Origin of the sequence: Gemella haemolysans (assembly GCF_901873445.1) — a bacterium.
In the GTDB taxonomy this organism is placed as follows: Bacteria; Bacillota; Bacilli; order Staphylococcales; family Gemellaceae; genus Gemella; species Gemella haemolysans_C.
This window is the reverse complement of sequence record NZ_CABFLN010000020.1, coordinates 16,812-28,948: the sequence shown is the minus strand read 5'-3', so window position 1 is coordinate 28,948 and position 12,137 is coordinate 16,812. Positions and strand designations below refer to the sequence as shown.

Sequence of the window (12,137 nt, the reverse complement as noted above, 5' to 3'; positions counted from 1 at the left end):
ATAAAAATATCATAATTTATAGTACAGCTAATAGGGTGTGTTAAACAAATTTCAATAACTATTTAGAAAAATTTCTAAATAGTTATTGACTAAAATAAATAATAGAGTTATAATCTATTTAGAAAGATATCTAAATAGAATTGCAGTTCGCTATATTTCGCTATATAAAGGGGTGATATACATGGGATGAGTGAAACTTTAAAGGCGATATCTGATCCAGTAAGAAGAAATATACTAGAAATGTTGAAAGAAGAGAAGAAAAGTGCAGGAGAGTTAGCTTCAGAATTTAATTTGTCTGGAGCGACTGTATCGTATCATCTAACGCAATTAAAAAAAGCAGGTTTGATATTAGAATCTAGACATAAGAATTTTATATACTATGAATTAAATGTCAGTGTATTCGAAGAAGTGCTTGTCTGGATCTATGGTTTAGGAGGAAAAAACGATGAGAGTAGATAAAAAAAGTTTGTTTTTAAGTGTCGGTATCTGTTTATTGCCGATATTAATAGGGGTGTATTATTTTAATGTATTGCCTGATCAAATAGCTGTGCATTTCAATTTTAAGGGAGAGCCTGATAATTTTGTGAGTAAGACTCGTGCAATTATTGAGATGCCTGTATTTTTTACGGTAGTACAGATTATAATTTCACTAGTAGTGGATTTTGATAAAACTCCTAAAAAAGGTGCACTAATAATTAAGGGGATTGTGCCTTTGATAAGTGTTCTAGTTCAAGGCGGATTAATAGCATATGCTTTAGATAATAATTTTAATGTTACACAACTAACAGCGTTTGTTATAGGTATAGTGTTCATTATTCTTGGTAATTATCTGCCAAAAAAAGAATTTTGGGGAAAATATAATTTTAATCTTTTTGGTTTAGAAAAAGGTGTAAATGAGCAAAAAGTGATTAGAGCCTATGCATTACTTATGACCTTTAGTGGAGTTGCTATATTTATTAGTGGATTCTTTAGTTCAACAGTAGCATTAGTTTTAATAGTTATTTCTGCAATTGCCTCTACGGTTTTACCTTTTTACTTGGTTAAGAAATATAAAGGTTAGAAACTTATTCTATTTTAAACTTTGAAAGTAGACTTCAGATGAAAATTATTCCTAGGTTAAATTCCAGTTTTTTCTTTGAGCTGGAATTTATTTTAGATTTAATCATTTAGGGTATTACTTTTAGGGATTAGAGGTTTGTGTTATAATGGAAATTATAAAAATGATTTATGTAAACTAATTATTATTTTCAATGAAATTAGATTAGGAGGACTTAGAGTGTTAGAACTTAAAAATATAGTTAAGAAGTACAATACTGGCGGTAGTGAAGTAGAGGTACTAAAATCTGTAAATATTCATTTTAGAGAAAATGAATTTGTATCGATTTTAGGTGCGAGTGGAAGTGGAAAAACGACGCTATTAAACATTATAGGTGGTTTAGATAAATATACATCTGGTGATATGGCTCTTATGGGGCGTTCTACTAAAGAGTTTAAAGATAGAGATTGGGATAGTTATAGAAATGGGACTATAGGTTTTGTATTTCAAAGTTATAATTTAATATCTCATTTAAGTGTTATTGAGAATGTAAAATTAGCTTTGTCTATCTCAGGGCATTCTAATTCAGAAAATCATGAAAAAGCTAAGAAAGTATTAGAAGATGTTGGCTTAACGGAGCATCTTTATAAAAAGCCTAACCAACTTTCTGGAGGTCAGATGCAAAGGGTGGCGATTGCTCGTGCATTAGTAACTGATCCAAAGATTATTCTTGCTGATGAGCCTACAGGAGCGTTAGACAGTAAGACTAGTGTTCAAATTATGAAGCTTATAAAAGAGATAAGTAAGACGAAGTTAGTTATAATGGTAACGCATAATCCAGAAATAGCGAAAAAATATAGTGATAGAATAGTAAGGGTTAAAGATGGAGAGATTCAGGAAGATACAAATCCGTATGTAGCTGAAGAAGTCGCTGATAATGGTTTTACTTTGAAAAAAACTGCGATGGCATTTAATAGTGCGATAAAATCTAGTTTTAAGAACCTACTTACGAAGAAATTCCGTACATTTATGACAGTTGCTGCTAGCAGTATAGGGATTATTAGTATAGGTCTAGTATTGTCTATTTCATCGGGAATGGATAAATATATTCAAACGATGCAAAATGAAAACTTATCATCTATGCCGATTATGATTAGTGCAAATCAAGTAAACTTCGGACTTAGTGTTGATGATGACAATTCAGAAAAAGACTCTAATGGCTCAGAATTAGTACCGAAGTCTAGCCGTGATATACATAGAAACTTATATTCGGTGGACGCATTAGGAAATGGAGAAACATTTATAAACTATATTCAAAATAATGCGAAGGATTATTATTCTGCGATTGAATTTACTCAAGGATATACAATACAGGCGTTGACTAAAAATGCAAAAGGTGATGTAATTGCTGTAAAACAAGATCAAGACGCATTAGGTGAGGGTATTTTTGGAGTATTGCCAGAAGATAAGAATATGATTATGAATCAATATGAAGTGGTAAAATCATCTAAAGATAATTTTGAATATCCTAGTGAAAATGAAGTTGTATTATTTACTGCGAAAAATAACGAAATTGACAAAGCTACGTTGAAAGCGTTAGGTTTTGATGAAAATTCAAAAGTTAAGTATGAAGATATTATTGGAAAAGAGTTTAGCGTTATAGATAATAATAACTATTATAGAAAAATTGGTGATGGTTTTGTTCCACGTGATGTTGATACTAAGATGTATGATTCGGGAACGAAGGTTAAGATAGTGGCTATATTAAAAGCTAAAGATAGTTTTACTAGACCTCAGATGACAATCGGATATACAAAATCATTACAAAATAAGATGCTGGAAAAAGAGGCTAAATCTGATATTGTAGTTGCACAAGAAAAGGATAAAACTGTAAATGTGGCGACGCGTCAGAAGATTGATGCGGATATGGCAGATCAGATTCTTGCGACAATAGGTGGAAAATCTACACCAAGCGCAATTATGCTTTATCCAAAATCTTTCAATGATCGTGATAAAATAGCAGAAGTTATTAATAATTTCAATAAGAAAGTGGCTGACAAATATGGATCAGACAGCTCAGATTATCATAAATATAGTATCACATATGCGGATATGGCGAAGCAGATGACAACAATTATGTCACAGATGATTAATACAATTTCATTAATCTTATCGGCATTTGCGGGAATTTCATTAATTGTATCATCTATTATGATTGGGATACTAACGTATGTATCTGTAGTAGAAAGAACGAAAGAAATAGGTATTCTCCGTGCAATCGGTGCTCGTAAAAAAGATATTACAAGAATCTTTATCGCAGAGGCAGGATTAATCGGATTTATTTCTGGAGCTGCAGGTGTAGTGGTGACTATGCTTCTATCTATTCCAATTAGTAGAGCAGTTGCTAAGGGATTAGAAGTGGAGAGCTTCACGGCATCATTAAACGCTCAGGCATCAATCGGATTAATAGCACTTAGTTTAGTACTAACACTTATAGCTAGTATCATTCCATCAAGAATAGCTGCGAAGAAAAATCCAGTCGAAGCGTTGAGAACTGAATAATGCTAAAGGTACCCAAAATATGAAATAATTATTGTTAATATCAATGTACAGATATACAAAAAGACAAAATAAAATTATACAATCGGTCTAAATTAGTTAGTAAATTTAAGAAAAGTTTTTTTAGTCTGTATGAAGAGCTAACTATATTTATTACGTGAGAATGATGTAGTAGTCAATCTAATATGGTGCTAGCTAGTATACTGTTTTCAAATACTTCACTCTATTCAGAAAATGGTTTATGTGTAGTTATTATTGTAGAACTAAGCTCATAACGTTTATTTATAAGCTGGAATAAGGGATTATTCACTCCCTTATCGATTGGAAGATGTCATATCTCATCTGTTATAAGATACTTATATTTTGAAAAAACTTTAATCTAGTTTCTAATCTACTCTCAAGTTTTTCTTGTTTTAATTGTAGTATTGAATCATGATAATTTATAAAATACGTAATTTTTCTGTTCTTAGCCGCCTCTATATTTATAGAGGTGGCTAAGTGTGTTTTATCTACTCTTGGAATGCTCAAAAATAGTATATTCTCCTTATTTTCTATAAATCTTAAATGTTTGTAATCTAGTATTTTTTCTTTATTAATCTTTGGGTTAAATGAAAAATCAAAATCTTTTAATTCTTTTCTATATTGATATAATGTATTTAGGAGGTATAAAAAATGAAAGTAAAGAAAAATTTAAAGGTTATTATTTCAATTCTAGTTTTCTTATTAGTAGTTATTTTTTATTCTTATAAAAGTTATTATAAGTCAATTCAGATTAATAAGGAAATAACAAAAATCCAAAATGTTGTTGAGACTTTTAAAAAGGAAACTGATCGTGATAGTAAATTAGATATGTTAAAGTTGATTTCAAATGAATTAGATGAAGCTAAAAATAATAAAGATACAAACGAAGAAATTATTAAGATTTATGATACAGCTATTGCTGAAATGAAAGAGTATTATTTTGATGAGTATAATACAAGATTTGAAAATAATAAATTAGAAGATATTACTAATGAGACCGATAAATATAAGATTGAAAAAAGAAAAAAGGGGCTTGAAAATCTAGTTGAGATAATTAATAAAGAAAAAATGATTGTTTCAGCTGATGAGGTAATAAATAGAAAACTTGAGGAAATCAATCAAGTTATAGAAAGTTATATTAAGAGATTGAGTATTCTTAATAAAGAAAATATTGATAAAAAAGAACTTTCAGTCACTACTAAGATAGAAAAACAATCTAGTACACACTATGAAAATGAATATTTTAGTGTGGATGTTCCAGATAACTGGGCTGGGAAATGGAGTGTTGAAGAGAAAAATAATTCGTTAAATGGAATATTTAGTAAAAAATATTCATTTAGTTATAAAGGAGATGATCCGAAGATTCCTTCAGGCGGGGGTTCTGAATTGTATTTGATTGATATGAGTGACCATAGTAGACCGCTCTCTCATTATAATAGAATGTTACCTGCTAACGGCGTTGAAACTATGGGGGAAAATTCTAAAGAAATGCACTTTTTTAATATAGAAGCTGGTGCAGGTTTTTTCACACATGGAGCGAAATTTAAAATCAAGTAAACTTAGGTAATATTATATATTTAAAATATAATTTTTATGATAAGATAGTTTTAGTGGTACTAAAGTTTATCAAAATGTTGATGGAACATTTACTGGAATAGATGCTAATGGTAATAAATTTAATGCAGATTCTGGAAAAGAATGGTGAGTATTCGGTTAGAAAATTTTTAAAAGTTAGATTTTATGTTTTTTAGTTCAAATATAGTAAAAAATCTTCTTATCGCTTGGTAATAGCCCTCCAAAATTTGGAAAAATTTTGGAGGGCTATTACTGTATGCCAATTAGTTTTTTTGAATTATTTAATTAGTTCTTTTTTAGTTTTCTACTGATTAGAGCTAAGCTTAGTAGTGTTACTCCTAAAAGTACAGTAGATGATGAAGATACTCCAGTTCTAGGTAGTATTTTATTTTGATTAGATTCTGAAGGTTTAATATCAGTTAGGTCTTTTCTGTTATCTTTATTTTTATTATGTTCCTCACTTGTATTAGTTGAAGGAGTTGGAATATTTTTCTTAATACTAGCTACTGCGAATTTACTAAAATGATTAATAGTAAATTCTACGCTGTCATTAGTTATAGTAAGATTATTTTTCTCTTTTGTTAGCTCTTCTAACTCACCGTTATCTTTAACGTGATAAACAAGGATCTCATTTCCTTTCTCATTATTTAATAGGGCGATACGAACGGTTCTATTAGCATTAGTGCTATATTTTTTACCTTCTTTTTCGAGTGTTAAGTCTACAACTCTAAGATTAGTTATATCTGTTGTAGATGTTATTGAATTATTTTCGTTTGTAATTTTTTCTTTTACTTCATTTAATGTAGTAGGGTTAGTTACTTCGTCTGTAACTAGTTTTACACCTGTTTCTGCTGTCGCTAATGTAACAGAAATATCGTTATTGATATTTTCTAGTGTAATATTAGCTAGTGTAGGTTTTGAATTGTTGACAGCAGGTTTATCAGTAGGTGCTACTATATTAGGTTTATTGTCATCTGTACTAGAATTAACAGATTTATCAGCAGGAGTTATTGTATTAGGTTTGCTGTCACCAGTACTAGAATTAACAGGTCTATCAGTAGGAGTTACTGTATTAGGTTTGCTGTCATTAGTACTAGAACTAATAGGTTTATTGGTATTATTTGGAAGTTCAGGAGTTGTAGTAGTTGAAACTTTCGTTCCACGTCTAACAACTTTATCAACTTTTTCTTTAGTAATTTTTTCTTCAACTTTAGGATTATCTTGACGAATACCATTTATAACAGTGTAAGTAGTAGTGATTTCTTTAACACCGTTAATACCTTCAGTTTCAGTAACTTCAGTACCTTTATCTAGTGTATTATCCTCTTTATAAATAGTTTCGAAAGGAATATCTGCATTTTCAGTTTTTGAATCAAATGTGGGTTCACTTTCTTTCTTTTTACGAAGTTCTTCGTTTTTAGCGACTGCTTCTTTATAAGCATCAAATTCTTTTATTGATTCAAGTGTATACTCACTATTCTTTAAGATTTTATCTTTAGTGAAAAATCCTATCCTATATTCCAATTCTCCTACTCCAGCAAATCCGAATCCAGGTTTTTGTGCAAATAATTTTTCTTTATATAGTTTTTTATCTTCATCTGTTAGATAAGAAAGTTTATTGATTAATATTGATACGTCCATTTTATATAGAGTTTCATAGTCTAATGATGGAGTATCTTGGTTAATCGCTGATGTATATTTATTGATGAATTCATCGAAGAATGCTTCTTTTTCTTCTGCTGATAGGTCTTTACTCTCATTTATGGCTAATGCAGAAGATATAATATCAAAAAAGTTACTATAATTTTCTTGAGTGAGAGTATTAAGTATCTCTTTTAATCGATTTTTATGTTTATCACTTAGATTAGATGTTTCAATTATATCGTTTTCAAGTACTTTTCCTACAATAATAGATAAATCAGATCGTAAATTAGCTTCTAAAATTTCATTTATATATCTTTCTTTGTCATCATTATTAAGATTTTTTATTGAGTTAATTTGTTTAATAGCAGAGGCTTTGTGAGAAAGTGAATATATATCTTCTTCGGAAGCATTGATAATATCAGTTCTCAATTTTTCAAGAGTAGGATAAGTTAGCCCTTTTAGAAAATCGTAAGCTATAACTTTTTTATTTGATAAACTAAGTTCATACTCAGGAGTTGTTTTATTCTCTTCTGGTTTAGATTCATTATTATCTTTATTGTTACTCTCATTTTGAGAAGTCATATTTTCACCATAAACTATATTTCCTGATAATTTCAGCCTAATTTTCTTATTAGTATTTTTTTCATGACCAAAGATATCTAACACTAATTCGTATTCACCATGAGGTAGTCCATTTAGTTCATAAGAACCAGACTCTAGTACGAAAACTTGACCTATGTCTTGAACATTCTTAACGGTTGCAGGACCTAAAATATGTTCTTCACCAGTTTTTTTATTTATAAGAGAGGTATCAGCCTCTGCTCCCATTTGTTTAAATAATACTCTATCTTTATTTTTAATTATATATGCTTGGAAGTCAAGAATAGTTCCATCTATATTGTATATTATTTCTCCGTTATATTCAGAAGATGATGAAACTGTATGAGTGCTGTAATTTGCAAAAGTAATGTTATCAGTTGATATTGTTGATAAACCAGTTATTCCTATAGATACTGAAACTACACCGACAGCAAGTTTTCTGATTGAAAATTTTTTATCCATAGTATGTCTTTTCCTTTCATGATTTTATATTTCTTTAATATTTCTATTTTACAGTATCTTATAAGACATTATAAGATAAAAAAACTTAGGACATTCGCATGTATAAATGTCCCAAGTTTTTAGATGATTATAATTTAAAATTCAACATGCACGTTAGTTGTAGCGTTAACTAATCGAACTAAATGAGGATTTTCATAGACTACAACGACTCGATTTTTAGTAAGTCCCTCTACATAATATCTTCCATCAGTATCTTTGATAATACTTGCTTCTGGATGTTCTCGCTTAATAGCTGTAACCCATTGAGAATAATAAGTTTCTAGGGGATTTCCGCTCGTGTTTTCAGTCTTTTGTATAGAATGCTTTTGATTATATCTAGCGATAGCATCTCTTATTTGTTCATTTGAGAAGTTAGCTACAGGACCACCGAGTTCTTCAGAAAGGAGTTTACCGATTACAGTTTCTGAACCTCCATTATTATAAACTCCTCGTTTTAGTTCTCCATAGGTAAGAGGAGCTTGTTGTAAACCTACTCTAGGTATATTTTCGTTATCTGAAATTGATGAATTAGAATTAGAACTAGTACTTTCAGATTTAGATTCATTCTTTTCTTCATTCAACTTTATTTTTAAAGTACTATGTTTAAATTTATATTTATCTAGTATTGAATTAATATTTTCAGATTTAGCTTCTTTAATTTCTTTTAGAGCTTTTTCGTAATTAGTGATATCTTCTTTTAGCCACTCGATAGCTTTATCAAAAGAGTTGTCAGTAGTAAGTGAATCTACTTTTTCTAAAGATTTTTTTGTAGCATCAACGTCTTTATTATCTAGACTTGAATCAGCGTTTTTTAATTCTTTGGCAATCTTTATTTCAGTTTTAATATTTTTGAAAGCTTCTTGTCCTTTGTCATTATCTAAAGTTTCTAATCCTTTAAGTCCTCCATTGAAATCATGGGTATCATTGATAAGAGCTAAGTATTTATCATGTTCAGCTTTTATACTATTTTTCCCAGAACTTTGGAAAAAGAAGAAGCCAACAGCAATAATAAGGATAACTGCTATACTTGATATTATTGTAATTATTTTTTTATTCACTTTTATTCTCCTTTTTATTTCTTAATTTATTATCAATTACAATGCGATTGATATGACGCATAGAGTAGCCATATTTTCTAGCTAGGTCTTTTACATTAGAACCATTGTACTCGTTTTTTATTATATTCTCTAAACCTGTTTTTGTAAATAACTTCATAGGAAAGTTGATATTCATTCCTCTAAAGTATCTGTATATTTTTATGGTATTATCTTCTCCGACAAGGTTTGCTATATCAGCGTAGACAGAGTGCCAATTATCAGAGGTATTATGTGAATTAATTTTGTCCTTCATACAAAGTCGCTCCTCTCTTCATGATTTTATTATACATAAAATATTTTGATAAGTTTAGATACAAAAATTATAGAAAATAACAAGGACAAAATAAGGCTAAAATGTCCATGTAAAACTAAATTATCGAAGTTATAATATATAAATAAGATATGATATTAATCATGAATTTGAGAGATACGTTTTTGTATTTCATACACAGTTGACTTTGCTATTCCTACATGTTTTGCAATTGATTGAACAGGTTTTTTCTCTTGGAGCATAGATACTACACTTTCGTATATGAATCTATCTTGAGAGTTTTTTTGCATTTGCATGGTATTTTAGGGGACGTCCATTATAGACACCATGTTTCTTGGCTTGTTCTATTCCTTGACGTTGCCTTTCGAGTATCTTTTCACGTTCATTCTGTGCGATATATTCAAGTAGAGAAAGGAGTATGTCAAACATAGCGATGTCTAGGGTAGAGTTACCAGTATTAAAATTAAGGAAAGGAGCATCTACTATTGTTAGAGTTGCTCCTTTATCTTTTATTATTTGTATTATTTCTTTTAAATCTTTGTAATTTCTGCTAAGTCTATCGAGTGAGGCTATGACAATTTCATCATTGGTACGAATAGAGTTTAGCATCTCATTTAAGACAGGTCTATTTGTATCTTTTCCACTTTCTTGTTCGCTAAATAGCAATTCAATATTATTGTCTTTCATAATTTGTTTTTGCCTATCTAGGTTCTGGTCTATGGTTGACGTTCGTATATATCCGATTTTCATTCTGTACCTCCTGTAATTTAGTTTTTAGACATGTATAACGGACATCTTGATTGTTGATTTAATAGGGTTGGATTTTGTTCAATATGGGTATACCCATAGTAGTCAATTTGGGCAAAAAAATAGTCGTAACCTTAAATTAAAGGTTACGACCATAATATTAGTTAAATTGTGATATTCTTTCTTTTTCAAATTCAAGTGAGTTATTTAACAGAGAAGATAATTCTTCAATATTCTGCTCAGCTAAATATTCCATATATTCAGCTCTATTTTCTTTAGAGGTGATAAGGGGAGAATTTAGATAATCCTGAGTATATTTCAAAATTGTTTACCTTTTTACATTGTAAATTTTACTCTTCGGCAGGGAAGTTGGCAGGGTACTTTATGCCTAAAAGTTTATTTTGCTTAATTTTTTTAAAAGAAAAAGCCTTAAAAATCAAGGCTTTTATCTATATATTTTACTATAATATTATTCCCATTCAATAGTTGCTGGTGGCTTACTAGTGATGTCGTAAACTACGCGGTTAACGTGAGCAACTTCGTTTACGATACGAGCTGAGATTTCTTCTAATACTTCAAATGGAATGTGAGCCCAGCTTGCTGTCATACCGTCGATACTTGTTACGGCACGAACTGCAACTGTGTAGTCATATGTACGCACATCTCCCATAACTCCTACTGAACGAATGTCTGGAAGACATGTGAAGTATTGCCAAATTTCGCCTTCTAATCCGCGTTTAGCGATAACATCACGTAAGATGAAGTCACTGTCGCGTACGATTTGAAGTTTTTCTTCTGTTACTTCTCCAAGGACACGAATACCAAGTCCTGGTCCTGGGAATGGTTGGCGCCAAACGATTTCATGAGGAAGACCAAGAGCTTCTCCTAATGCACGAACTTCATCTTTGAATAGAGTGTTAAGAGGCTCGATTAGAGAAAAACGCATATCTTCTGGTAATCCACCTACATTGTGGTGAGATTTGATTGTTTGAGCGTTTTTAGTTCCTGATTCAATAACGTCAGTGTAAAGAGTACCTTGAGCTAAGAATGGTACGTCATGTAGTTTAGCACATTCTTCATCGAATACATAAACGAATTCATTTCCGATTATTTTACGTTTTTGTTCTGGATCACTTACCCCTTTAAGTTTTCCTAAGAATCTATCTTTAGCATCGACTTTAATAAGATTCATGTTGAATCCACCTTCGATTTCTTTACTGAATGTATTCATTACAGCTTCGGCTTCACCTTTACGAAGTAAACCGTGATCGATGAACATACAGATAAGTTGATTACCGATTGCTTTGTCTAGTAGGGCAGCTACAACTGATGAGTCTACACCACCAGATAATGCACAAAGAACTTTTTGATTTCCAACTTCTGCACGAATTTCTTCGATTTTCTCATCGATGAAGTTTTGGATTGTCCAATCGCCAGTACAGTTACACACGTTACGGATGAAGTTTCTAATTAAGTCATAACCGTATTCAGAGTGACGTACTTCTGGGTGGAATTGGAAGCAGTAGAAGTTTTTCTCTACATTTTCAGCGGCCGCGATTGGACAGTTATCACTTGTTGCGACAACTTTGAATCCTTCAGCAAGTTCAACTACTTTATCAGAGTGACTCATTAATACTTGTTGAGAAGCAGGAGTACCTTCGAATAGTTTAGCTCCTGGAGTTACATCAACATTGTGAGCTCCGTATTCTCTACTTGTTGCAGATTCTACTTTACCTCCTAGTTTGTGTTGCATAAGTTGCATTCCGTAACAAATTCCTAGTACAGGAATACCTAGGTTGAAGATTTCATCATCAATAGTAAGAGAGTTTTCTTCGTAAACTGAGTTTGGTCCACCTGAAAGGATGATTCCTTTAGGGTTCATTTTTTTGATTTCTTCTATAGAAATTTCATTGTCATGTAGTTCAGAATATACACCAAGTTCACGTACACGACGAGTGATAAGTTGGTTATATTGACTACCAAAGTCAAGAACTAATATAAATTCGTGTTTCACGGTTTTCCTCCTAAAATATACTTTTATTAATATAGTCTATTATAACAAGAAGTTTGAGATATGTAAAATCTT

Annotated in this window: 12 protein-coding genes; 4 read left to right on the top strand and 8 right to left on the bottom strand. The window is 30.7% G+C overall.

Annotated features, from left to right (window positions below; translation table 11 throughout):
- The first annotated feature begins 186 nt into the window (after positions 1–186).
- The 3 genes from JX287_RS03580 (at position 187) to JX287_RS03570 (ending at position 3,598) form a co-directional block, all read left to right on the top strand.
- On the top strand, positions 187–459 hold the full coding sequence (locus JX287_RS03580; RefSeq protein WP_204642100.1) for an autorepressor SdpR family transcription factor: 273 nt from the start codon (positions 187–189) through the stop codon (positions 457–459).
- Positions 446–1,060 carry a DUF1648 domain-containing protein gene (locus tag JX287_RS03575; protein WP_204642098.1) on the top strand — a complete coding sequence of 205 codons (615 nt, stop codon included), beginning with the start codon at positions 446–448 and terminating at the stop codon, positions 1,058–1,060. Before JX287_RS03580 ends, JX287_RS03575 begins: the two co-directional genes overlap by 14 nt.
- Before the next feature lie 216 nt (positions 1,061–1,276).
- Entirely contained in the window at positions 1,277–3,598 is a 2,322-nt protein-coding gene (locus tag JX287_RS03570; RefSeq protein ID WP_204642096.1) for an ATP-binding cassette domain-containing protein, read from the top strand.
- A gap of 220 nt (positions 3,599–3,818) precedes the next feature.
- Here JX287_RS03570 and JX287_RS09120 read toward each other — a convergent pair whose 3' ends face one another.
- The gene (locus tag JX287_RS09120) at positions 3,819–3,917 is read right to left on the bottom strand and encodes an ATP-binding protein (RefSeq protein ID WP_204642125.1); all 99 of its coding nucleotides are present in this window, start codon (positions 3,915–3,917) and stop codon (positions 3,819–3,821) included.
- Positions 3,918–3,940: 23 nt separating this feature from the next.
- A complete protein-coding gene (locus JX287_RS09115; RefSeq protein WP_204642117.1) occupies positions 3,941–4,285 on the bottom strand; it encodes an ATP-binding protein in 345 nt (114 codons plus the stop codon).
- Here JX287_RS09115 and JX287_RS03555 point away from each other — a divergent pair.
- Complete coding sequence (locus JX287_RS03555) at positions 4,268–5,173, top strand: hypothetical protein (RefSeq protein ID WP_204642087.1); 906 nt, start codon at positions 4,268–4,270, stop codon at positions 5,171–5,173. The genes JX287_RS09115 and JX287_RS03555 overlap by 18 nt on opposite strands.
- Positions 5,174–5,476: 303 nt before the next feature.
- On the opposite strand, the gene JX287_RS03550 is transcribed toward JX287_RS03555, so the two are convergent.
- From JX287_RS03550 to guaA, 6 genes are all read right to left on the bottom strand, one after another.
- Entirely contained in the window at positions 5,477–7,897 is a 2,421-nt protein-coding gene (locus JX287_RS03550; protein ID WP_204642108.1) for a G5 domain-containing protein, read from the bottom strand.
- Positions 7,898–8,031: 134 nt separating this feature from the next.
- Positions 8,032–8,994, bottom strand: coding sequence for a cell surface protein (locus JX287_RS03545; RefSeq protein WP_204642085.1), 963 nt, complete (start codon positions 8,992–8,994; stop codon positions 8,032–8,034).
- Positions 8,987–9,286, bottom strand: coding sequence for a Mor transcription activator family protein (locus JX287_RS03540; protein WP_204642083.1), 300 nt, complete (start codon positions 9,284–9,286; stop codon positions 8,987–8,989). The genes JX287_RS03545 and JX287_RS03540 overlap by 8 nt, the downstream gene beginning before the upstream one ends.
- 155 nt (positions 9,287–9,441) lie before the next feature.
- Positions 9,442–9,594, bottom strand: a complete 153-nt coding sequence (locus tag JX287_RS08915) for a helix-turn-helix domain-containing protein (protein ID WP_239650326.1) — start codon at positions 9,592–9,594, stop codon at positions 9,442–9,444.
- Complete coding sequence (locus JX287_RS03535; RefSeq protein WP_239650325.1) at positions 9,572–10,054, bottom strand: recombinase family protein; 483 nt, start codon at positions 10,052–10,054, stop codon at positions 9,572–9,574. Before JX287_RS03535 ends, JX287_RS08915 begins: the two co-directional genes overlap by 23 nt.
- 466 nt (positions 10,055–10,520) lie before the next feature.
- The gene (gene guaA / locus JX287_RS03530) at positions 10,521–12,065 is read right to left on the bottom strand and encodes a glutamine-hydrolyzing GMP synthase (RefSeq protein ID WP_204642081.1); all 1,545 of its coding nucleotides are present in this window, start codon (positions 12,063–12,065) and stop codon (positions 10,521–10,523) included.
- Positions 12,066–12,137: the final 72 nt, after the last annotated feature.

Excerpts from the sequence above, each read along its gene's own strand:
- JX287_RS03555 (WP_204642087.1), top strand. The coding sequence starts at position 4,268 with ATGAAAGTAAAGAAAAATTTAAAGGTTATTATTTCAATTCTAGTTTTC.
- JX287_RS03540 (WP_204642083.1), bottom strand. The coding sequence starts at position 9,286 with ATGAAGGACAAAATTAATTCACATAATACCTCTGATAATTGGCACTCT.
- JX287_RS03550 (WP_204642108.1), bottom strand. The coding sequence starts at position 7,897 with ATGGATAAAAAATTTTCAATCAGAAAACTTGCTGTCGGTGTAGTTTCA.
- JX287_RS08915 (WP_239650326.1), bottom strand. The coding sequence starts at position 9,594 with ATGCAAAAAAACTCTCAAGATAGATTCATATACGAAAGTGTAGTATCT.
- JX287_RS03575 (WP_204642098.1), top strand. The coding sequence starts at position 446 with ATGAGAGTAGATAAAAAAAGTTTGTTTTTAAGTGTCGGTATCTGTTTA.
- JX287_RS03580 (WP_204642100.1), top strand. The coding sequence starts at position 187 with ATGAGTGAAACTTTAAAGGCGATATCTGATCCAGTAAGAAGAAATATA.
- JX287_RS03535 (WP_239650325.1), bottom strand. The coding sequence starts at position 10,054 with ATGAAAATCGGATATATACGAACGTCAACCATAGACCAGAACCTAGAT.